Source organism: Rahnella sp. CJA17(1/100) (genome assembly GCF_963881615.1).
Taxonomy (GTDB): Bacteria; Pseudomonadota; Gammaproteobacteria; order Enterobacterales; family Enterobacteriaceae; genus Rahnella; species Rahnella aceris.
In genome coordinates this window covers 147,861-170,603 of sequence record NZ_CAWOJA010000033.1, presented here as the reverse complement: position 1 = coordinate 170,603, position 22,743 = coordinate 147,861, and the positions used below count along the sequence as shown (strand labels likewise).

Annotated in this window: 15 protein-coding genes; 11 read left to right on the top strand and 4 right to left on the bottom strand. The window is 55.1% G+C overall.

The window, feature by feature from the left end:
• Positions 1-87: 87 nt before the first annotated feature.
• Entirely contained in the window at positions 88-8,658 is an 8,571-nt protein-coding gene (locus AACU55_RS15470; protein WP_134705693.1) for a GH36-type glycosyl hydrolase domain-containing protein, read from the bottom strand.
• A 343-nt stretch (positions 8,659-9,001) separates the two neighbouring features.
• On the opposite strand from AACU55_RS15470, the gene AACU55_RS15465 reads away from it, so the two are divergent.
• Positions 9,002-9,640: a nitroreductase family protein gene (locus tag AACU55_RS15465; protein WP_013575605.1), complete on the top strand. Its 639-nt coding sequence runs from the start codon at positions 9,002-9,004 to the stop codon at positions 9,638-9,640.
• Between the two features lie 303 nt (positions 9,641-9,943).
• Entirely contained in the window at positions 9,944-11,494 is a 1,551-nt protein-coding gene (locus AACU55_RS15460; RefSeq protein ID WP_037034080.1) for a putative bifunctional diguanylate cyclase/phosphodiesterase, read from the top strand.
• Here AACU55_RS15460 and AACU55_RS15455 read toward each other — a convergent pair.
• Positions 11,440-12,441 carry a bifunctional helix-turn-helix transcriptional regulator/GNAT family N-acetyltransferase gene (locus tag AACU55_RS15455; protein WP_134705692.1) on the bottom strand — a complete coding sequence of 334 codons (1,002 nt, stop codon included), beginning with the start codon at positions 12,439-12,441 and terminating at the stop codon, positions 11,440-11,442. The genes AACU55_RS15460 and AACU55_RS15455 overlap by 55 nt on opposite strands.
• A gap of 139 nt (positions 12,442-12,580) precedes the next feature.
• Here AACU55_RS15455 and AACU55_RS15450 point away from each other — a divergent pair, with 139 nt between their 5' ends.
• The 7 genes from AACU55_RS15450 to AACU55_RS15420 all read left to right on the top strand — a co-directional run bounded on the left by AACU55_RS15450 (position 12,581) and on the right by AACU55_RS15420 (position 17,796).
• On the top strand, positions 12,581-13,432 hold the full coding sequence (locus AACU55_RS15450; protein ID WP_013575608.1) for a MurR/RpiR family transcriptional regulator: 852 nt from the start codon (positions 12,581-12,583) through the stop codon (positions 13,430-13,432).
• A gap of 250 nt (positions 13,433-13,682) precedes the next feature.
• Entirely contained in the window at positions 13,683-14,519 is an 837-nt protein-coding gene (locus AACU55_RS15445; RefSeq protein WP_013575609.1) for a transporter substrate-binding domain-containing protein, read from the top strand.
• Positions 14,520-14,522: 3 nt separating this feature from the next.
• A complete protein-coding gene (locus tag AACU55_RS15440) occupies positions 14,523-15,152 on the top strand; it encodes a DUF1989 domain-containing protein (RefSeq protein WP_037034082.1) in 630 nt (209 codons plus the stop codon).
• On the top strand, positions 15,136-15,783 hold the full coding sequence (locus AACU55_RS15435) for an urea carboxylase-associated family protein (RefSeq protein WP_134705691.1): 648 nt from the start codon (positions 15,136-15,138) through the stop codon (positions 15,781-15,783). Before AACU55_RS15440 ends, AACU55_RS15435 begins: the two co-directional genes overlap by 17 nt.
• 3 nt (positions 15,784-15,786) lie before the next feature.
• Entirely contained in the window at positions 15,787-16,440 is a 654-nt protein-coding gene (locus AACU55_RS15430; protein WP_037034083.1) for an amino acid ABC transporter permease, read from the top strand.
• Positions 16,440-17,105 (top strand): amino acid ABC transporter permease, encoded by a 666-nt coding sequence (locus tag AACU55_RS15425; protein ID WP_121019317.1) that lies wholly within the window; start codon positions 16,440-16,442, stop codon positions 17,103-17,105. The genes AACU55_RS15430 and AACU55_RS15425 overlap by 1 nt, the downstream gene beginning before the upstream one ends.
• A gap of 13 nt (positions 17,106-17,118) precedes the next feature.
• Positions 17,119-17,796 (top strand): DUF1989 domain-containing protein, encoded by a 678-nt coding sequence (locus tag AACU55_RS15420; RefSeq protein ID WP_013575614.1) that lies wholly within the window; start codon positions 17,119-17,121, stop codon positions 17,794-17,796.
• Between the two features lie 132 nt (positions 17,797-17,928).
• On the opposite strand, the gene AACU55_RS15415 is transcribed toward AACU55_RS15420, so the two are convergent.
• Positions 17,929-18,573, bottom strand: a complete 645-nt coding sequence (locus tag AACU55_RS15415) for an NADPH-dependent F420 reductase (protein ID WP_037034086.1) — start codon at positions 18,571-18,573, stop codon at positions 17,929-17,931.
• A gap of 105 nt (positions 18,574-18,678) precedes the next feature.
• Between AACU55_RS15415 and AACU55_RS15410 the strand changes: the two genes are divergently transcribed.
• A complete protein-coding gene (locus AACU55_RS15410; protein ID WP_134705690.1) occupies positions 18,679-19,554 on the top strand; it encodes a LysR family transcriptional regulator in 876 nt (291 codons plus the stop codon).
• Between the two features lie 73 nt (positions 19,555-19,627).
• On the opposite strand, the gene AACU55_RS15405 is transcribed toward AACU55_RS15410, so the two are convergent.
• A complete protein-coding gene (locus tag AACU55_RS15405) occupies positions 19,628-22,405 on the bottom strand; it encodes a flavocytochrome c (protein WP_134705689.1) in 2,778 nt (925 codons plus the stop codon).
• Positions 22,406-22,444: 39 nt separating this feature from the next.
• On the opposite strand from AACU55_RS15405, the gene AACU55_RS15400 reads away from it, so the two are divergent.
• Positions 22,445-22,624 (top strand): hypothetical protein, encoded by a 180-nt coding sequence (locus tag AACU55_RS15400; protein WP_134705688.1) that lies wholly within the window; start codon positions 22,445-22,447, stop codon positions 22,622-22,624.
• The last annotated feature ends 119 nt before the right edge of the window (positions 22,625-22,743 follow it).

Sequence of the window (22,743 nt, the reverse complement as noted above, 5' to 3'; positions counted from 1 at the left end):
TCTCCCGACTTCCGGTTTCAGATGCGGCTGCAATCCGCTACGAACCATACGTTTAGATGATGAGGAATCACAATGATATCCAGAAAACTAATGCTTCACATTACCTGTTTCCGCATTTTCTGCCCGGCTCCCCAGTTCGACCACCACCTGATGCTCGTTACCGTCATCCGTCAGCGGGATCAGATCACCGTCCAGGGCATGGCCATCCAGCGTGACACAGTAGTCGCCGGTGTTGTGCCGCACCGTTATCAGGTAACGGCTGCTGCCTTGCTGATACGTCACCGTGATTTCCGGCCACAGCGCAGGCAATTTGCTGTGGATGGCGATAGCATCGCCATGGCGTGTAATGCCCAGCAATGATTCGGTGATCAACCGGTATGTCCAGCCCGCAGAACCGGTATACCAGCTCCAGCCCGCGCGACCGCTGTGCGGATCGACTGAATAAATATCGGCGGAAATCACATACGGTTCCCCTTTATAGCGGCTGACCGCCTCCGGCGTGAGGCTGTGATTGATCGGGTTAATCATCGACATCAGTTCCCAGGCGCGTTCGGTGTTACCCTGTCGGGCAAACGCCATCACCGCCCAGATGGCTCCGTGGGTATACTGCCCGCCGTTTTCACGCACGCCCGGCAGATATCCGCGGATATACCCCGGATTCGGGCCGTTGCCGTCAAATGGCGGCGTCAGTAATCTGATCAACCCCGCATCGTTATCGACCAGACGCTGATCGACCGACCGCATGGCGCTGGCGGTGCGTTCAGGTGTACCGGCTCCGGAAAGCACCGACCAACTTTGCGCGATAGCATCTATCTGGCATTCGTCGTTCATATGCGAACCCAGCGTTTCACCGCTGTCGAAATAACCGCGCAGATACCACTCACCGTCCCACGCATGGTTGTTGAGGTTTTGCTTCAGCAGCGCCGACTGCTCGCGGCACAGGGTGGCGATAGCGATGTCCTGACGCTCTTCTGCCAGTGCGCCATAACGTTGCAGAACGTCGTAGAGGAAAAAGCCCAGCCAGACACTTTCCCCGCGCCCGCCCAGCCCCACCAGATTCATGCCGTCATTCCAGTCTCCCGCGCCCATCAGCGGCAGTCCGTGCTCACCCATTTTCAGACCATGCTTCAGCGCACGCACACCGTGCTGCCAGAGACTTTCCTGCGTTGCGCTGACCTGCGGTTGCTCGTAGAACGACTCCTCACCCGCCTCCAGCAAACGTGCCTCGAGATAAGGCACGGATTCTTCGGCAATGCCATGATCGCCGGTGACCGTGATGTAATGGCTGATGGCCAGCGGCAGCCAGAGATAGTCGTCAGAACAGCGGGTACGCACGCCGTTGCCGGTTGGCGGATGCCACCAGTGCTGGACATCGCCTTCAATGAACTGCCTCGACGCACATAAGAGGATCTGTTCGCGCATCCGTTCCGGCGCCGCGTGGCTTAGCGCCAGTGTATCCTGCAACTGGTCACGGAAACCGAACGCCCCGCCGGACTGATAATAGCCGCTGCGCGCCAGGATCCGGCTGGCTAAGGTCTGGTAAATCAGCCAGCCGTTGGCGAGCAAATCTACCGATTTATCCGGCGTGGTGATCTGAATTTTATCCAGCACCTGATGCCAGTGATGATGAATGCGATCCAGCTCAGCCTGCGCCGCACCTTCCTCAAGATACTGATGAATGAGCGCTTCGGCATCTGCGGCATTCTGCCCCAGACCCAGCGCGAAAATAAAGGTGCGCTGGTCGCCGTCGATAAGCGTTGTGGCCGACTGCACCGCGCCACAAGGATCCAGCGCCGCACCGGTTTTATCGGAAAGGCGCTGATTTTTCATGGCCGCGGGCATGGCCGCAGAACCGGTGCGACCAAAGAACTCGCGACGGTCACCGCTGACCGAGCAATGTGCGCCGGTGACCGCAAAGAAAGCGGTACGTTCAGAGCCGTTGCTGGTGTAATGATTGGTCGCCAGTACGCCGCAACCTTTTACTACGTGCGCGGCCGAAGTCACGATATGCATCGCGGACTTGGCACGTAAATCCGCCATCACCCATTCGGCATAACCGGTCACCGACAATCTGCGCGGCCTGCCGGAGAGGTTAGTCAGGGTCATGATAATCAGTTTGACCGGCGCATGTTCGGCAACTAATACCGTCATTTCACTGGAAATGCCCCGCTCGGTATGTTCGAAGCAACTGTAACCAAAACCGTGGCGGGTGACGTAACCGCCGATGCCGCGAACCGGTAACGGTGCAGGCGACCAGACGCTGCCGCTGTCCTCATCGCGCAGATAAAAGGCTTCGCCGGAACTGTCGCTGACCGGGTCATTTTCCCACGGCGTTAAGCGGTATTCGTGGGCATTTTCATACCAGGTATACGCCTGCGCACTTTCTGAAATCACCGTACCAAAGCTGGCATTTGCCAGCACGTTCGACCACGGGGCAGGCGTGGTCTGACCTTCGTTAAGCACAATCTGATATTCACGACCATCCGGCGAGAAACCGCCCAGCCCGTTGAAACAGGCCAGTTCACGTGGCGGCGACATCACCGGCTGACTGTCATTGACCGTACGCACCGGCACCAACGCGGGCAGGGAAACGAGCGGCGTTTGTGTCCGCTGATTCAGCTGATCGTCCAGACTGCCACGGCGGTCGTCGATCACCACATGCGCCACGCTCATCAGCAGCATGCGGTCATCCGGTGTCATCTGCTCGCCGTTACGCACGAAAATTCCGCCCGGAATATCGGTCTGGCTGGACCCCGCGCCGGATGCCACCAGGCTGAGGATCTGGTTTTGCAGCGCCTGCTGATAACCGCCGGAATCATTACACAACAGCACCAGATCGACTTTTAATCCTTTCAGACGCCAGTAATGATGCGCACGGATCAGCAACGTCACCAGCCCGATATTTTCGTTGCTGGTCATGGTCAGCAGTACAATCGGCAGATCGCCGGAAAGTGACTGCCCCCACAGGCCGGATTGCCCGCGACGGTTGGCGGCGACCGACTGTGCATCGCCGCGCATTTCCTGACTGGCAAAAATCAGCGCCCCCGCCAGACGGTTAAACAGCCCGGCATCATCTTCCGAGGCATTAAGCTGGCGCAGCACGACCTGACTGTGCGACCAGGCGATTTCAAATACCCGGTCAGCAATATGATGGTCGCGATATTTTTCCAGCAACATCAGGCTTTGCAGGCGTGTGTCGCTGATGCCGTAAACCATGTCGATAATCACCGGCACACCGGGTCTGAGCCGGATGCGCTGACGAATCGCCATCACCGGATCCAGCACCGCACCGGCACTGTTACCGAGTGTTCCGCCCTTCTGCATTGCCTGCGGACTGGCGGCGGTATTGCCACGCCCGATAAAGGCCGCGCGATCGGTTTCAAATGACGTTTCCCGTTCCACCGCACCGTGGATAGCCATCATGTGGAACATCCACGGACAGGCCTCATCCGGTTCGCGTGGTCGCCGGTGACAAAGAATCCCCTCCTGCGCAGGCACCAGTTCGGTTTGTACAAACAAATTACTGAACGCAGGATGGGCCGCGTCGTTGGCGGCGGGTGCCAGCACCACTTCGGCATACGTGGTGATATCCAGCGTACGCGAATGGCGGCCATTATGTGTGACCGTCATACGGCGGATTTCGACGTCATCTTCCGGTGATACCACGATATGCGTCTGCAGGGTCAGCAGGCCGCGGGTACGGGTAAACTCTGCGCCAAAATCGGTCAGTACCGCGTGGTAGGTTCCCTTCTGTTTACCGAGCGGTTGCCAGGTATTACTGGTCACTGCGCCCGATTCAGGATCGCTGACGTAGCAGAAGATGCCGCGGTTATCGCGGGTGGCATCTTCGCGCCAGCGGGTCAGGGTCAGGTCTTTCCAGCGACTGACACTGCCGCCCGCCTGCGTGACCATCAGATGATAATGGGTATTGGAAAGCAGCTGAATTTCCGGCGACGGGCTGTCGACGTCGGTGAATTCACGCAGTTCCACGTTCACTTTTTGCAGCATATTGTCGTGCGATTCGAAGTGACGACGCGGGCTGTAAAGCTCGACGGCATCCGGCACGCGTTCCTGTAACAGTAAACGGGCAGACTGGAATGCCGCGTTGGCCGCAAAGCGTGCGGTCATCGGCGCGCCGAGCAACACGTTAGCCAGCGCCAGGAATCCCATGCCCTGGTGGTGCGCCATGTAGGAACGCACCACGATGTAAATCTGCCCGCGCACCAGACGCGACGGGCTGTAATCCAGTGCATCATAGAAACCGTATTCACCGCGAGCGCCGCAATTCTCCAGTTCCAGCAGATTCACACAGGCTTCCTGCGGGCGGATCATCAGCGCCATCATCGTTGCGTAAGGCGCGACGACCATATCTTCACCCAGGCCGCGTTTAAGACCGAGGCCCGGCACACCGAAGGCGTGATACTGGTAGTTCTGGTTGAGATCAAAGGCCGCATACGCCGATTCAGAAATCCCCCAGGGCACGTTATTTTCCTTACCCCAGGCAATTTGCCGGTCAACGGCGGTCTGACACATCTGCACCAGCAGCGTATCGGGATACGCTGGCATCACCAGTTGCGGCATCAGATATTCAAACATTGAGCCGCTCCACGACATCAGCGACGGCTGTTTGTCGATCACGGTGAACAGACGCCCGAGGGCGAACCAGCTTTTTTGCGGCAACTGATTGGTGGCGATGGTGACGTAATTCGTCAGACGGATTTCCGACGGCAGCAGGTCGTACTTTCCGCTGTCCATTTTATGGGCGTCACAATTGTAACCGACGGTCAGCAGGTGGGTATTTTTGTCATACAGGAAGCGGAAATCCATGTGCGCATGCTCGTTCAGGCGCTGTTCGAGTTCACCGATGATGTCCAGCCGCTGGCGCGCCAGCCCGATAGTGCGGGATAACAGCGGTGACGTCCGGGCATCCTGTTGCGCCAGCCAGTGCAGCGTTGGCAGCGGTTGATTTTGAGCCTCCGCTGGCAGCGCACCATAAAAATCTGACCACTCTTTAATGCCGGTCGCGAGCTGTGTTGCCAGCCGTTGTTGCCAGCCCTGCGCCGACGCAGCGATCAGGCCGTGCATATCCTGCAGGTAGGTAATACTTTCAGCGGCTTTGGCTGCGGTGGCCTGTTTCAGGCTTTCCCGCAGTTTAGTCATCAGCGGTTCGTCGGTCTGGCTTTCCGCCATGTTCAGCGTATCGGCCAGCCCGGCCAGCCACGCGGTCATATTCAGCGCGGGCTGCGTGCGCCATAACCGTAATCCGCTGCTGAGCGTCAGCAGATGCCCGGCCAGATTGCCGCTGTCAACGCTGGAAATGTAGCGCGGATTGAGCGGTGCCAGCGTGCGTGTGTCGTACCAGTTATAAAGATGACCCCGAAAATGCTCGAGTTTATCCAGCGTATCGAGTGTCTGGCTGGTACGTTCCAGCACCTCACCCTGCGTAATGTAGCCGAAATCCCACGCGGTGATATTCGCCAGCAACGACAGGCCAATGTTGGTCGGCGAGGTACGGTGCGCAATCACCGGCTGCGGAATTTCCTGGAAATTGTCGGGCGGCAGCCAGTTTTCCTCAGCATTGACGATCGTTTCGAAAAAGTACCAGGTTTCACGTGCGGTCTGACGGAGGAAACGCTGTTGCTGCGCATCAATGCCCGGTTTCTGTCTGACGGCAGGCCGGCTCATCCAGCACATCACCAGCGGCGCGACAAGCCACAGCAGACCCAGCGGCAAGGCAAACCACAGTAACGGCGGATGCGCACTGGCGGCCAGCATAATTACGGCTACACCAGCCAGCAGATTCGCCCACATCCGGCGATAGAAATAGACCTGCGAGTGCGCACGGGATTTCTCGCCGATATTCACACTCGCCCATTCATGCAACATCCTGTGGCTGACATTCAGCCGCCACAGGGTCAGCAAAATGGCGTGTATTGAATACACGGCTTCGTGCGGCAGAGTCATCAGCTGGAGCAAAATCCGCGAACAACGGCTGAGGGTAGCGGATGCCACACTTTTCAGATGGGCAATGACCTTGCGGCGTGAGCCTTTGTTGAAGAGATCCAGCACCAGCGCGACCACCACCGGGAAAAGCAGCATACTGGCGATAAAGCCCAGCCAGTAAAGCTTGTTCGGCACCAGCAACAGCGTGCAAAAAATGAGGGTCAGCAGCGCGGGAGCGATAAGGCTGCGGCGCAGGTTATCGAACAATTTCCAGCGGGAAAGCGTGGTCAGCGGGTTGCGGGTCCGCGTGCCATCTTCCTGCGTGACACGAAAACCCAGCCAGTTCAGCAATTGCCAGTCGCCACGGATCCAGCGGGTTTTACGCGCCACATCCGCCAGATAATGATCCGGATACTGCTCGTATAACACCACATCGCTGAGCATGCCCGAACGCGCATAACACCCTTCCAGCAGGTCGTGACTGAGCACTAAATTTTCCGGGCAGGTATTTTCTGTTGCCCGGATGAACATATCAACGTCGTAAATCCCTTTGCCGACAAATGAGCCTTCGCCGAATAAGTCCTGATAGATATCGGAGGACATCGACGAATACGGATCATTGCCCGGCACGCTGCTGCATAATGCGGCGTAACGCCCCTGCCCGTTTTCGGGGATTTCTTCGGCCAGCCGGGGCTGAAGAATGGCGTAGCCCGAAATCACCCGCTGGCGTTCAGTGTCATAAACCGGATGATTGAGCGGATGGGCCATGGCGGCGACCAGCTGATGTGCAGTCGCGCGCGGCAGCACCGTGTCGCTGTCGAGGGTGATCACGTATTTCACCTGGCGCAGTTGCGCCTGTGTGCGGCCTTCCACCCGGGAGAACGGCTCACCTTCGCCGCGCAACCAGCGGTTCAGCGCATTCAGCTTGCCGCGTTTGCGCTCATATCCCATCCACACGCTCTGCGCCGCATTCATTTCACTGTCGCGATGCAACAACGTAAATAACGGCCCTTGTGCGTCGGTATAGCGTCGGTTGAGGGTCTGGATCTGCTGCGTGGCGTAGCTCAGCAACGCATCGTTGTCCTCGTTGTGCTGTTCAGGGTTGTCGTGAAAATCGGTGAGCAGCGCAAAATTCAGGTGTGACAGAACATTGCCGAGATAACAGACTTCGAGGCTGCTGATCAGTGCATCAATATTTTTCCGGCTACCCAGCAGACAGGGGATCACTACCAGGGTGCTGGCGTGTTCCGGGATGCCGCCGACGAATTCCAGTCTTGGCAGCGGTTGCGGTGTGCGGCTACGGGTGGTGATTTCACTGAGCAGATTCAGCGCAAACTGGCTGGCGACCAGCACTACCGGCCCCAGTAACAGCCACCACGCCCAGTGCATGCCGGGATGCACGGTGTGATATAGCACCTCGGCGGTGATGGCGGTGGTCAGCAGCAGCAGGCTGCCGAGCCACGAAAGCAGCGGTGTCTGGCTGAGGCGGCTGCGGATGCGGGTTTGCAGCGAAAACCTCACCTGCAAATCTTTCTCCAGCGTCTTGCGCCCGGCATCAATCAGATAGTAACCGACATGTTGTTGCTGAAAGGAATCCGTTGCCTGTTGCGCCAGCGCCACCGCACGGCTGGCGACAAACGCCTCATCGTGCAGGGAATGGCGCGACAACTGTTCAATCTGATGGCGGTAGTTATCGCGGGTATCAAAGTGCATGGAGGCATAAATACCGGCCGGATCCTCACGCAGGACTTTCTCCACCACGCTGAGGTTTTCGGCGAATTCTGCCCAGTCCATTTCGGTCAACTGCCGCAACCCCATAATGCTGTTGCTGACAGAAAGCTGGCTGGCAGCAAGCTGCTGATTAAATTTATCGATCACTTCACGCTGGGTCAGCCCGACTTCACTCAGCCGCTGCTCTACCCAGGTCAGCGGCAGCGCCAGCATCGAACCGTGCCCCTGCAACCGGCGTACCAGTTCAGCCACGAAAGCGCTGCTACGCGGCGGATTGGTGCGCGCCATATCAGCAATCACGATGATCTGACTGGCGGGATCGTTTTCCGCGCTGTCCTGCAATTTATTGACCCAGAAATCGGCCAGATTACGTTCCTGCTGCGCATTCGCCACTTCAATACTGACCCGGCGTAAATTCTCGATCAGCGCCAGGCGCAGCATGCCCGGAAACGCCCATAACTCCCCGAGCGTCAGCGGGCGCACACTCTGATAAGTCGAGAGAAAACGGGTGAGGGTTTTGATGTCCCACAGGCCGTCGCTGTGGCTGACAACCTCGGTCGCAATGTCATAAATGCGCGGGCAGGAATGAGGTAAACCCAGTGAGGGCAACCCCTTGCCAAAGTTTTTCGGTAACAGCTGGCGCACCAGGCGGATTTGTTCTTCGATCAGATAGAAGTTATCGAGTAACCATTCACCGGCCGGGGTAATGCCCGCTTTTTCTCCACTGCTGAGGATCAGGCAACTGCGCGTTAAAACCTTTTCGTTATCGTCGAGGCGCTTTAGCAGGTAGTAAGGAAGTTTTTTGCCGGAGAGTTTGTGGGAGAGTGCGAGTTTGCCGCCGAACCGTTCCATCTGATCTGCGGAGAAAAGCTCGGCGCTGATCGGTACGGGGTGCGCCAGTGCGCTGGCGCGATGACGCCGGGTATGGCTAATAACAGGGGGTGCTCTTTTAATTTTGAACCAGTTAATCACAGCATTTTTCATGTCAGCATACCTTAGGCGGACCCGATAAGGCAGTTGCCTGAGCTGCGATGAGAGTTCACTTGATAAGAAAATGGGTAAGGGACAGGGAGGCCGAAAAGATGAGTCACCCTCAGCGGGCAATTAGATTCATAGTAGCCTGTTTACAGGGATAGCGTTGAGTTTATTTTTTCGCCAGCGGCTGACAACTGTGTGCTAACCCTGCAAATTTTCACTGACGGCGGTCTTTATCAAGGCTCAAAAGTATAAACTCCCGGATTCGGTTCATGCGATTATCGGGCGGCTATTTGGGAATAATTGTCACAGACAATCCCCCGCTTCCAAATTTATCCTTCAGGAAAAAAAGATGACGACCTTAAACGAAAAACTGGCATGGCGATACGCAACCAAGAAGTTTGATGCGGCCAAAACGGTTCCGGCTGAAAAGATTGAAAATATTATTGAGGCCGTGCGTCTGGCACCGACCTCAAGCGGTCTGCAACCCTTCGAACTGCTGGTAGTCACTAATCCGGATATCCGCGCAAAAATCCGCACCGTTGCCTGGGATCAGGCGCAGGTCACCGACTGTTCTCACCTGCTGGTGTTCGCGGCATGGGATGACATCACGCCAGAACGCGTGAACATGATGTTCGACCTGACCAACGAGGTTCGCGGTTTTAAAAACGAAGGCTGGGAAAACTACCGCCAGAAACTGCTGAGCATTGTCGCTGAACGCGGTACCGAAGCGAATTATCAGGCCGCTGCACGTCAGGCCTATATCGGTCTGGGCGCCGCGCTGATCGCCGCCGCGTTTGAAGAAGTGGATGCGACGCCAATGGAAGGGTTTGATCCTGCTGCCGTGGATGAAATCCTGGGCCTGAAAGACAAAAACCTGCGCAGCGTCGTGATCCTGCCGCTGGGCTACCGCGCCCACGAGGGCGACTGGCTGGTGAACCTGAAGAAAGTTCGCCGCAGCCGTGAAAACTTCGTCACCGAAATCAAGTAATATCAGGCCACCGGCCCTGTCCGGCCGGTGGCCTTCATACCCTAAACACAGACGTACCTTACTGATGACATCCTGATTTTATTATCATAAATCCCCCTGACTTCACGCTTATAAGGTCATTTACGGACGATAAAAGTTTTCCGCTGTGCCGTTGCCCAGAGTGATCACCCCCGCAAAAATCATAATAAGTAGCCCCATTATTTAAAAAAAACCTTATCCGGGCTAAATAGCCCCATCAGAGTGCCGATAACACATGCAGATAAATGATTTTACTGACTCTGTTAACTTATTTTGAGGTTGCATATGTTAAAGAAGCTTCGCAATAAGGCAAAAGTCGAGCTTTATGTATGGATAGGGATACTCATAGCAACCTATTTATTTTCCCTTTATTTTAATATGAATGAAGTTTTCTATTATTTTTTTAAGGCATATGAAGTCTATAATTTAGATGAAGTTTTCATCGCCCTGAATATAACGGGTTTTCTTGGGCTTATTTTTTCCTTTGTAAAAATAAAAGCAATGGAAAAGGAAATAGCAAGGAGAATGGAAGCTGAAAAGAATTTTCATTGGGTTGAATGCCATGATCCGGTAACAGGGCTACCGAATACAATCATACTCAACTCCACCATTGCACAATATAACCACGAAAACAAAAGTAGTTTTGGTGTGTTCACCATTGAAATAAACAGACTGAAGGATATTAATGATATTTTCGGTCATGACTATCATGATGAGATATTTAAGATCGTAGCCGAAAGACTGCTAAATATTTTCCCTGGCTGTGTTTATAAATTAGCCGCCGATGATTTTCTTGTCCTGAGACCCAATATTGACAAAACTGACCTGACCTCACTGTCCGGGCGCGTTATGCGTAGCCTGTGTTCACCGGTTAATCTGGATGGATTTACCTTTAATATTTCTGCCAATATTGGTATTTCACGATCCCCGGAAGATTCGTGCGATCTTAAGAAAGTGATTCAACAATCCGATTGTGCAATGCATGTTGCTAAAAAAGCTGGCAGAGAGCAGATCAGGGCATTCTCTGCGAGCATGGAAGAATCTTTATTATCCATGGCACAACTGGAACGTGATTTTAAATCAGCCTTGAAAAACAAAGTTTTTGTGAGTCATTATCAGCCCTTAGTGGATCTAAAATCAGAAAAAATCATAGGCTTTGAAGCCCTTGCCCGATGGGAAATCTCGGCGGGAAAGTTCATCCCGCCGTCGAAGTTCATTGCGCTTGCTGAAGACACCGGAGCAATAACAGAACTGACAGAATATCTCTTGCGGGAGGCATGTCTTGAAGCGCTAAAATGGCCATCCGACAAACGGTTGTCCTTTAATCTTTCACCTTTACTTTTATGTGACAAAAATCTTAAATCAAGAATCATAGGTATTCTTGATGATGTGGGTTTCCCGCCAGAACAACTGGAAATTGAAGTCACGGAAAGCGCGCTGTTTAGCAACAGACATCTGGCCAGATATACACTTAAAAGACTCCGTGACGCAGGCGTTAAAATTGCTCTCGATGATTTTGGCACCGGATACTCAAGCCTTTCTCAGCTCTGTGACTTTCCCTTTGATACATTAAAAATTGATAAAAGTTTTATTGATACATTCCAGACTAATGAGAAACAAAATAAGATTGTTTGCTCTATTCTCTCCCTTGCCAACGCCCTCAACGTAAAAGTGGTTGCTGAAGGCATTGAATATAAAAGTCAGCTGATTATTTTACAGGAACTCGGCTGTGATATTGGTCAGGGCTATTTCCTCGGAAAACCGGTTCCTGCAGCAAATATTCATAAATCAATAAAATCGCCTTTAACTGAAGCTGAAAAGGTCACAGCGGAATGAAGCGGTGACCGGCGGGTGAACTGTTGTTCGGTCATCGTCATGCCCCACTGGTCGCCCTGCCATTCTTTCAGCAGTTCGAAACCAAACGATTCATACAGACGTCGCGCAGCATGAAGGCCGCTGAAGGTCCAGAGCTGAACAGCGTCGAATCCGCACCCGTCGCAAAACGCTATCGCTTCACTGAGCAGTTTTCTGCCCATGCCCGTTCCCCGGCAGCGGTCATCAAGAATAAACCAGCGCAGATGGGCTTCGTTATTTCCCAGATCCTGACCGTCGATAGCCACTGAACCGACCACCCGCCCGTTGCTGACCGCCAGCCAGACCTGGTTGCAGGGTTCATGCAAACGCCCGCAGAACTCTGCCAGTCCGCTGGCAACCTTTCCCTCGAAGAAATGCCCGAAATTGTAATTACTGGCGTAATACGTGCCGTGCATTTCCGCAATCCGGCCAATCATGCCCGGCTGATATCCCGTGACGATTTCAATGTTGTGTTGGGGCGCGACCGGGTCCCCGTCGCGACAACGTTCAAGGGCGCGGGCATACGCCGTCAGGCCTTTTGCGACGGCCTGTTGCTGCGTAGCATCCAGATTTTCCAGCGCCTTGATCACGCGCATCGCACCGTACTCATTGATCCGCCCGACCGTCTGCATGCCCTTTTCCGTCAGTATCAGTTGTTTCACTCTGGCATCATTTTCCGACGGCACTTCCTGCAGTTCACCCGCTGCCAGCAAACGGGCAAGCATGCGGCTGACGCTGGATTTTTCCAGCCCGAGGATCTGCACCAGTTGCGCGGCGGTCATGGCGCCCTGATTTTCAATTTCCACCAGGCTGTGTACGGCAGAAGGTGAATATTCTGTGGCCGCCAGCGTGGCGTTCATAAAACCCAGCTCGCGTACCATAAGGCGCGAGGAGGAACGGATTTCTTCGATTAAGGCGTGGTCTGGCATGCGTTTACCCGGGATTTTGGCTGATAGTTGTATAATACAACCATCATCCCCGGTGCACTGTCAATACCGCGATAAAGATTGTGCATGACAATCCGGCACGTTCTGTGCAGGATGAGTTTTTTCTTTCCGGGGATCATTCATGAGCGCAAAAACGGCATCGCTGGAAAGCCGTATCCGGCAGCAATGGGATCAGCTTTCGTTGCACGAACAACGTTTAGCCGACGTCCTGTTAGCCGCGCCGGGCCAGCTGGCGATGAATACCGCGACTGAACTGGCGCAGAGCGCGGGCGTATCCAAAGCGACTGCCACGCGATTCTTTCGCCATATCGGTTATGAAAGCTACGATGCTGCCCGCCGTCAGGCGCGTGAAATGCAAAACAGCGGCTCGCCTCTGTATCTTCAGGCCGCACCCAGCGCTTCGCCCCTGGGCACGCTGATACAAAATCATCTGGAAAAAGAGGTCTCCAGCCTGGTGAACACGTTCCGTTTACTGGAAGATGACCAGCTTGAAGCCTGCGTGGAGGCCATTGCCAACGCGAAGCGTGTGGTGGTGATGGGCTGGCGTCACAGTCAGACCATCGCCATGCTGATTTACCGCGACCTGATCCACGTTCACCCCGACGTACGCCTGCTGCCGCGCGCCGGTGATTCGCTGGCAGAACATCTGGCAGCGCTTGGCCCGCAGGATGTGGTGATCTGCGTCGGGCTGCGCCGTCGTATGCCTGCACTGGAAACCGCCATGAGTGCCCTGGCTGACATGCAGGTGCCGATGCTGTATATCTCCGATGTGCTGGCGGGTAAACCAGCGAAATATGCCAACTGGGTCTTGCGCTGTCATACCGACGTTAATCTGATTTTCGACAGCACCGTGGCGCTTTCCGGCGTCTGTAACCTGCTCTGTTCACTGGTCGCCCGTCGCATGGGTAAAACCGGCAGCTACCATCTCGCCACCATCGAAACCCTGCACCAGAGCCTCGAAGAACTGGAGTAATGCGCCACACTGGCGCAACGGCTGAACACTTATCCCCAAATCAGTGCAGCGGCGGATCTTTCCGCCGCTTTTTCATTCCTCCCGATGAAACCCGAGAAATATAAATATTAAAACAAGAAACATTTGTTTCTCATTGATTATGGAAGAAAAAAATGTTTCCCGTCATATTCAGGCTGCGAGTGATTAAAAAAGTGGCATGGAAACTGCTCTGTGGTCAGTGACATTTCACCAACACCAGGGAATCACCATAATGAAAAAAATAGCATTGCTGATCGCCGCTTTAATCACGGCTGGCGCGGCTGGCACCGCACAAGCTGATACGCTGTCAGACATCAAAAGCAGCGGTAAAATCACCGTCGGCATCGACCCGACCTTCCCACCTTATGAATTCACCAACGATAAAGGCGAGATCACCGGCTACAGCGTGGCGATCATGCAATCTTTCGCCAAAGACCTCGGCGTGAAACTGGAGTTTCAGAAAACCGCGTTCAGCGGCATTCTGCCCGGCCTGATCTCCGGCTCATTCAATGCCGAAGGTTCTTCCCTTAACGTCACCGCCGAACGCGCCAAAAAAGTGCTGTTCACGGTGCCTTACAGCAAAACCGTCAATGGTGTGCTGGTGCGCGAGGCCGATGTGAAAAAATTCAGCGGCAAAACGTTGTCGCCGGAACAGTTGTCCGGTCTGAGCGGAGCCGTGAAAAGCGCCAGCGTGCCGGAACAGTTGCTCAAGGGCTTTAACGAAACGCTGACCAAAGAAGGCAAGAAGCCGATCACCATCATCAGCGTGGATACGCTGGATCAGACCGTCAGCACGCTGATGACTAAACGCGCCGATTTCGTGTTTGACGACATTTCGGTGCTCGCACCGATCGTTAAAAAATACCCGAACAAAGTGGCTCAGGTTGGCGAAGCTGGCCCGTCACAGTGGATGGCGTGGGCAACACGTAAAGACGACACCCGCCTGAACAAAGCCATCAGCGATCATATTTTGGCGATGCAGAAAGATGGCGAACTCACCACGCTGCAAAAACAGTATCTCGGCACCACCTTTACCGTGCCCGCCAGCGATTTCATTCCTCAGGAGTAAGTTATGTGCCAATCCCTGCTGACGGTGCCCGCCGGTCACGGCAAAACCTTTACCGTGAACAAAGGGCAATTTATTACCGTCATTGATGCCGAAGGTCAGCAGGCCGCCGATTTTGTGGCCGTGAATGCCGCTGACCTGAATGAAAAACTGTCGCCGGTGCATACGCGTCAGCATCTGCGCTCGCTGTTCTTCAAACCCGGAGATGCGCTGTGGTCGAGTGAAAACCGCCCGATGTTGCGCATCATCGCCGACACCATTGGTATTCATGACGCCAATGTTCCGGCCTGCGACCGCACGCGTTTCAGTATCGATTTCGGTGTTGAAGGCCATCGCAACTGCGTCGATAACCTGCTTGATGGCATGAAGGCACACGGTGTGACCTATTTCAGCCTGCCGGAACCGTTCAACCTGTTCCAGAACGGGCCGGTCACCGCCGATGGCCGCATGGAAGTCACTGACCCGAACAGTAAAGCCGGTGACTGTATTGTCTTTGAAGCGCTGTGTGACCTGATTTGCGCGGTGTCGTCCTGCCCGCAGGACATCATTCCCGGCAACGGTTTGCAGGTCACGCCGGTTGATATTCAGGTCAGCAATCATTACCACGGGGAGATTCAGCATGCTGTTAATGCGTGAGGCCTGGGCCGAAAGTGAAGTCCGTCCGCTGGCCGGGCCGGTGGATATCAAAGCCGGTGAGACGGGCTCCATTCGCGTGCTGCGCGGGCAACTGTTGCGCATCACGGCAGCGGGCGAAGGCGCGGTGGCCTCACTGTTTGGCTTCAGCCTGAGCGACCCTGCTGTCTGGCTGTCGGTTCATCACACCCGCGTATTCAGCAACAGCTATCTGCTGGGTTCTGGGATGCGTCTGGTGAATAACCGCCGTCGTCCGGTAATGGTGCTGGGCAAGGACAGCGTAAAACGCCATGACCTGCTGCTGCCGGGTTCGACCACCGCATGGCTGGCTGAGCGTGGTTATCAGGGGGATGGCTGCATTGAGTCGGTAAAAAGTGAACTGGCACGGCTGGGCATGAATGTGCCGAAACTGCCGGATCCCATCAATCTGTTCATGCACGTCCGGCTGACGCGAGAAGGTGATATTTTGCCGGAAACCAACCGCACGCGGCCGGGCGACAGCATTACCTGTCGCGTGGTGGCCGATACCGTCTTTGTGGTTTCTGCCTGCTGCACCGGTATTGAAGGCAACGATAAACCCGCGCCGCTGAAGCTTTCGGTCGCGGAAAATCTGTCAGCATTTGACGAGGAATAACGCATGTTGGGGCTGGATGACCAGGTGATTGCAGCACTTCCCGAATTAGGCCATGGCCTGCTGATGACGCTGACACTTACCGTACTGGCGGCGCTGCTGAGCCTGGTGTGCGGGCAAATCATCTGCTTTATCCAGCTACGCAATGCCTGGCTGTGGCGCGTCACCGGGCGGTTGTATGTCAGCCTGATGCGTGGCACACCGGCTATCGTGCAGCTCTTTGTGGTGTTCTTCACCCTGCCGCGTCTCGGCCTCGGCGGTCAGCCAATGCTGGCGGCGGTGCTGGCGATTGGCCTGAACAGCGGGGCTTACGTCGCGGAAATCTTGCGGGTCAATCAGAGTCTGGTGACCCGCGGACAACGTGAAGCGGCGCGCACGCTGGGGCTGAACCGCTGGCTGACGTGGTGGTATGTGATCAACCCGCAGGTGATCCGCGCCAGCCTGCCGATGCTGGTGAACGAGTTTACGATTTTGCTGAAGACTACGCCGCTGGCGTCCGTGGTGGCGCTGACCGAACTGACCTATGCCGGACAAATCGTTATCGCCCGCACTTACGACGCCACTCAGGTGCTGCTGCTGGTGTCAGCCGGGTATCTGCTGATCGCCCTGCCGCTGATCAGCGCGGTACGGCATCTGGAAGCCAAGCGGAGGATGGCGTAATGGACTGGCAGGCAATTCTTACCGCATTACCGTCGCTCGGCGCAGGCATGATTGCCACGTTAAAACTCTGTGCCATTGCGGCGATCTGCTCGCTGTTATGGGGCACGCTGATGGCCGTCGCGCTGATGCGTGCCCCGCCATTCTGGCAACGGTTGCTGCATCTTTACACCAGCCTGACGCTGGCGCTTCCGCTGCTGATCGTTATTTATCTGCTCTATTTCGTCCTGCCGGAATACGACATCACCTTTACCTCGCCACAGGTCGGCGTGCTGGCACTGACGTTGTATTACGCGCCGTATATCGCGCAGGTCGTACGCTCGGCGATTGAGATGTTACCGCGCGGCCAGTGGGAAGCCTGTCGTGTTTTAGGGCTGAGCCGTACGGAACAACTTCGCGACGTGGTGTTGCCACAAACGCTGCCGCAGATGTTATCGCCACTGGTCGGGCTGATGATCGGCCTGATTAAAGACTCCGCCCTGCTGTCGATTGTATCGGTGCAGGAGTTTATGTACGCCGCCAGACAGGCGATTTCTGAGACTTACGCGCCGCTGGAGATTTATCTCACGGTCGCGCTGTGTTACTGGGTGCTGAACAGTCTGATTGACTGGCTGGCGCGCCATATTGAATTTCGCATGACGCGCTACCGTCGCAGCATGCAACATTAATCAGGAGAAAAAAATGTCGGCTGAATTTGAGCATCGTGACATCCAGTTGATTGCCGCCCGCCACGGTAAAGCCGTGCGTCTGGCGAAAGGCGAAGCCGTGCAGGTGGTGAATTTGTACGGCACCCAGGTGGTGGATTGCTGGGCGTATAACGCCGAAGACGTCAGTGAATATATGTGTATGGAAGCCACCCGTGTCTGGAACCAGCGGCTGAATCCGCAGGTCGGTGACAGCTTTATCACCAGCCAGCGCCACCCGATTCTGACGCTGGTCGCCGACACCTCACCCGGCGTGCACGACACCTTTATGGCCGCGTGCGATGCGCGTCGTTACGAGTTACTCGGCTGCACCGAACCGCACCGCAACTGCCACGACAACCTGTTTGAAGGCATGGCGGAACTGGGCGTAACACTGCCGCACGGCAATCTGGCCTCGTTCAACATCTTCATGAACATTCAGGTTCAGCCGGATGGCCGTACCCTGAAAACCTTGCCGGTGGTGACGCGCCCTGGCGACTACATTATCCTGCGCGCCGAAATGGACTGCTACGTCGCCTTCTCCGCCTGCCCGCAGGACATCGTCAGCATTCAGGGCCAGGGCGACAACACTCCGCGCGATGCCGAATTGCGCATTCTGACAGCAGGCTTCCCGCAGGTGAAATTGCAGGGCGCGTGGGTGCCGGAGGGGGTTTAAAGGCAGAAGAAAAGCCAAACTCGCTGATGCTTGATCAACGCTTCCCCCTGTGAAGGGGGAAGTTGGGAGAGGGTTTCAAACGTTATCTCAGCCTAAGCACATTTAAAATTTTTGAGGGGTAAAACCGCCCTTTTATCTTCTCGCAGGTTCCGGCCTTACTGCGCCTTCCAGCACTTCCCGTAATTCACTTTGCGTCATCCGCACACAATAAGACGGCATGCCGCGCTGGAAGCGCCAGCCTTCGGAAAGAGCGCCTGCATCGACGGCGTCAAAACCAAAGGCGTCATACAGCGCGATCACCGCCTTTTTCGTTTCCGCATCATCACCGGCTACGGGCAGAGCGCGACGTTGCGGGTCGCCAGCGGGTAAACCGTCGTTTTCGAGATCGGTCATCTGAATCGCATTGAATGCTTTGGTGATTTCTGAATGCGGCAGGAAGCCCGCGAGATATTCGCTGGTAGTCGTTGTCTGATCGTCCAGTTCTGCCACCTGACCGTCACGTTCAGGGTAATAATTTACGGCATCGATGACCGGTTTTCCGGCAATCTCCGCCACGGGCAGTTGTCCGATAGCCGTCAGCGGCACGGCAATCACCACGATATCGCCAAAAGCAGCCGCTTGCGTCGCGGTACCGATTTCGCAACCGATCATCGGCTTCAGGCTGAACAACGTCTGAGGACCGCGAGAATTACTCAGCATCACCTGATGTCCGGCTTTAATCGCCAGTTTTGCCACCGCCCGGCCTACGAACCCTGCACCCAAAATGCCTATTTTCATGATTCTTACCTTTCATTTTGTTGTCGATAGGGTAAGAATAATTCCACACTGAACATTGATAAATCACCACCACAGACATAAACAAACAACAAACAAGAGGGAATCATGGATCGCTTAACCAGCATGAACGTGTTCGTCAGAACCGCTGATCTGGGTTCTTTCGCGGCAGCAGCAGAAGCATTGCGTATTTCCCCGCAGATGGTGGCCAAACATATCGCCCGGCTGGGGACGGCACTGATCAACCGCACGACGCGGCGTCAGCACCTGACAGACATCGGACGCAGCTATTATGATCGCTGTAAAATCGTGCTCTCTGAGGCCGAAGCGGCGGATGCTATCGCGCTGGAGATGAAAGTCACGCCTTCCGGCACGCTGCGTGTTAATGCGCCCGTCACCTTCGGCACATCGTCACTGGCGCCATTCATTACACAGTATCTGGCGCAGTATCCGGAGACGCAGATTGAACTGACGCTCAGCGACCGCATGGTCGATCCGGTCGAGGAAGGCTATGAGGTGATCCTGCGCATTGGCGAACTGAGTGACAGCCAGATGATTGCTTATCCGCTGCGGCCATACCGGCTGATTGCCTGTGCCTCGCAGGGCTATCTTGCACAAAATGGCGCACCGGAAACCCCGGCGGAACTGGCGACGCATTCCTGTCTGGTTTACGGAATCTGGTCGCCACAGGCCCCCTGCCGCTGGCAATTTTATCAGGACGGGAAAATGCAGGAAATCCATCCGCTAGGCCGTCTGCGCTCGAATGACTGGCGCGCACTGCTGCACGCCGCCGTCAGCGGATACGGCGTGACGCTGGGGCCGGAAGATGTGCTGCGCGAAGAGATCAACGCCGGACGGCTGGTGCAGGTATTACCTGATTACGACGGGCCGTCAAGACCCATGCATATCCTCACACCCGCCGGTCTGCGACAGACCGTGAAGATCCGCAGTTTTATTCAGGCGGTGCGGGAGGCTTTCGGCTGAAGCATCCGTTCCCCATAAAAAAACCCACGCTCAGACGTGGGTTTTTCATTTTAAAGCATTAACCTTCTGTCGCTTACCGCTTCGCCAGCGCCGCCGCATTCTTACCGGCGAGAATGCCGAAGATAATGATATCGGCGACAGCGTTACCGCCGATGCGGTTTGCGCCATGGATGCCGCCGACCACTTCGCCTGCGGCCCAGGCACCGGTGATCACCTGTTTTTGCGCATCAAGCACGGCGGTATCCGGGTTGATGGTCACACCGCCCATGGTGTGATGCACGCCCGGCGCGATGCGGATAGCAAAGAACGGCCCCTGATTGAGCGGATGGCGCAGCGCAGTGGTACGGCCAAAGTCTTCGTCCTTTTTCTCCACCACAAACAGATTGTAGCGCAGCAGGGTTTCCGACAATGTGTGAGGATCCATATTGAGTTTTACTGCCAGTTTCTCCGGCGTTGGCGCGCTTATCACAAAGCCTTTGGCGATATACTCGTCAGCCGCTCTGTTATTCGACCGCACCTGTTCATCGAAGATCACCCACGCACTTTTCTCCGGTAAGGCGATGATTTCAGCCGAGACTTTATCGCGGGTTTCCATCTCGTTATAGAAACGCTTTCCGGCCTGGCTGATCAGGATCGCGCCGCCGCCGCGAATGGCTTCGGAAATCAGATAAGACGTGGTCTGTTCCACCGTCGGGTGGATCTGGATTTCACCCATATCCACCGTGTCCGCGCCCAGTTTCTGTAGCAAGGCAATCCCGCTGCCGGTCGCACCCGCATGGTTGGTGGTCACAAAACCGTCCAGTTCCGGGCGATATTTCACCACCATCTCGCGGTTAGCACTGAAACCGCCGGTGGCGACAATCACGCTTTTCGCATTCAGAATGCGGCTGTCATTATATTCATCCACCACTTTCACGCCGGTCACCACGCCGTTTTCGGACAGGATTTCGGCGACGGAGGTTTCAAGCAGCACTTCGATGTCGCGCTTGTTGATATTTTTCACCAGGCCGCTGATCAGGAAACCACCAACGGCGGAACGATCCGCCGGACGGTGTGTTCGGTCGATACTCATCCCGCCGGTGATGGTGATGTCATTCAGTTCAATCTCTTTCGCCGCCAGCCATTCGACGGCTTCCGGTGCCAGTTCCACAAACTCTCTCAGCAGCACCGGGTTGTTTTTGAACTTGCCGCCTTTCAGCGTTTCTTCATAGAACAGGTCTTTGCTGTCTTCGATGCCTTTCAGTTTCTGGAAACGGGTTTCTGCGGCGTTCATCCCGACGGAGGCTTTGATGGTATTGCCGCCGATAGTGGGCATCTTCTCGATAATGACCACATGCGCGCCTTCGTCGTGCGCCTGAATCGCTGCAGCCAGCCCTGCGCCGCCGCTGCCGATCACCACGACATCGTAGTTTTGCGGAGCCTGCGGGTTGCCGCCTTCTTCAATGACGTGTTCTTTGCTGGAAGTTGCCAGCGCGCGGGAAACGGCTTTTTTCAGCGCCTCACTCTGGGTGGTCGCACCGGTGATGGCATCGACGTGCGGGCTGTTGGCGACCAGCATGCGCGTACGCAGGCTTTCGAAAGTGGTCGTGAAATCGACGTCCAGCGAGTCGTCTTTCACCAGCGCGATATCGGTAATACGGTCAGTGTCGAGCGTGACGCTGATTTTCAGTTTCAGCGCTTCGGCTTCGACTTTCTCCTGATACACCCCGGCTTTGTATTTACGGCCGGTGACGCTGGTGTCGCGGATCATGGCGTCAACCAGAGAGAAGCGCCACAGCGGTTCAGGGATGTTCAGTTCTTCGCGTTTATGGCTGTCGATAAACAGCTCAAGATGATCGTTATTGACGATGCGGTCAGCCCAGTCCGGATAAGCAATACAGGCTTTACCCACCGCGATCAGATCAAAACCGTATTCCAGCCCTTTTTCGGCATCAGCTTTGTTGATCACGCCGCCGACGCCAATCACCGGCACTTTCGCCAGTGTTTCAGAGCGCATGGCACGGAATTTAGTGATCAGCGGCGTCGGGTCCTGCGTATCGACGATAGAGGGACGCAACAGTTGCCCGACCGAGAAATGCACATAGTCCAGCCCGCGCGCAGCGAGTTTTTCCAGCAGATACATCGTGTCGTCAAAACGGATGCCCGGCACTTCCAGCTCTTCCGGCGAAAAACGGTAGCCGATAATAAAGGAGGCGTCGGCAAAGCGCTCCGCCATTTTGTGGGTGATGTCGAGCACTTCCAGCGGGAAACGGGCGCGTTTGTCGCGGTCACCGCCCCATTGGTCGGTGCGCTGGTTGGAGTTCGGCGAGTAAAATTGCTGGATCAGATAGGTGTTAGCGCCGTGGATTTCTACACCATCGAAACCGGCTTTAATGGCGCGGTTAACGGCATCACCAAATTTGGTGATCATGGTTTCCACTTCTTCGCCGGTCAGTTCTTTTGGCCGGGTCGCGCCTTCACGGGGTGCAGCGATGGCGCTTGGGGCGACAGGCGTACGGCCGCCGATCAACTCCGGTTCCACCATTCTGCCGCCGTGGTAAATCTGTAAAATCGCTTTCGAGCCTTTGGATTTAATGGCATCGGCAATTTTCTTCAGACCGGCAATTTTGTTATCGCTGTCGATAGCGATAGCACCCGGAAACGCCGGGCCCATGCGATCAATGAAGCAACATTCGACGATGATTGTGCCGATGCTGCCAGCACGGTCGCGGTAATATTCCACCAGTTCACTGGTGACGGTACCGTCATAAAAGCCGGTGCAGGTAGTCATCGGGGCCATCAGCAGACGGTTTTTCAGTACCGCACCGTTTGGCAGCGTGAGCGGATTCAGTACCGGTGTCAGCTTATTCATTATGATCAACTCCGAAATCTGTAAGTCTTGAATTTTTCCATGGCCGCATTACTTACCGTAAAAAAACTACGTTTAATTAAGCAATCCGAAGCAGGCGAATATAGAAATCTGTTAGCTAATTTATTTGCATCAGGCGATGAAATTGGCGTTATAAACGTGCTGGAAACAGGAGTTGTTTATTTATCCGACACAGAAACCCATGCCACCTTCAATTGTTAATGATGAGTTGACAAAAATCAACATTAGAATAACATAAAAAATTTCACCTTCAAAATCATAGAGTTGACTGCTACAACTGGCGTTTACGCAAATTTACTCTACATTCACTTAAACGGATT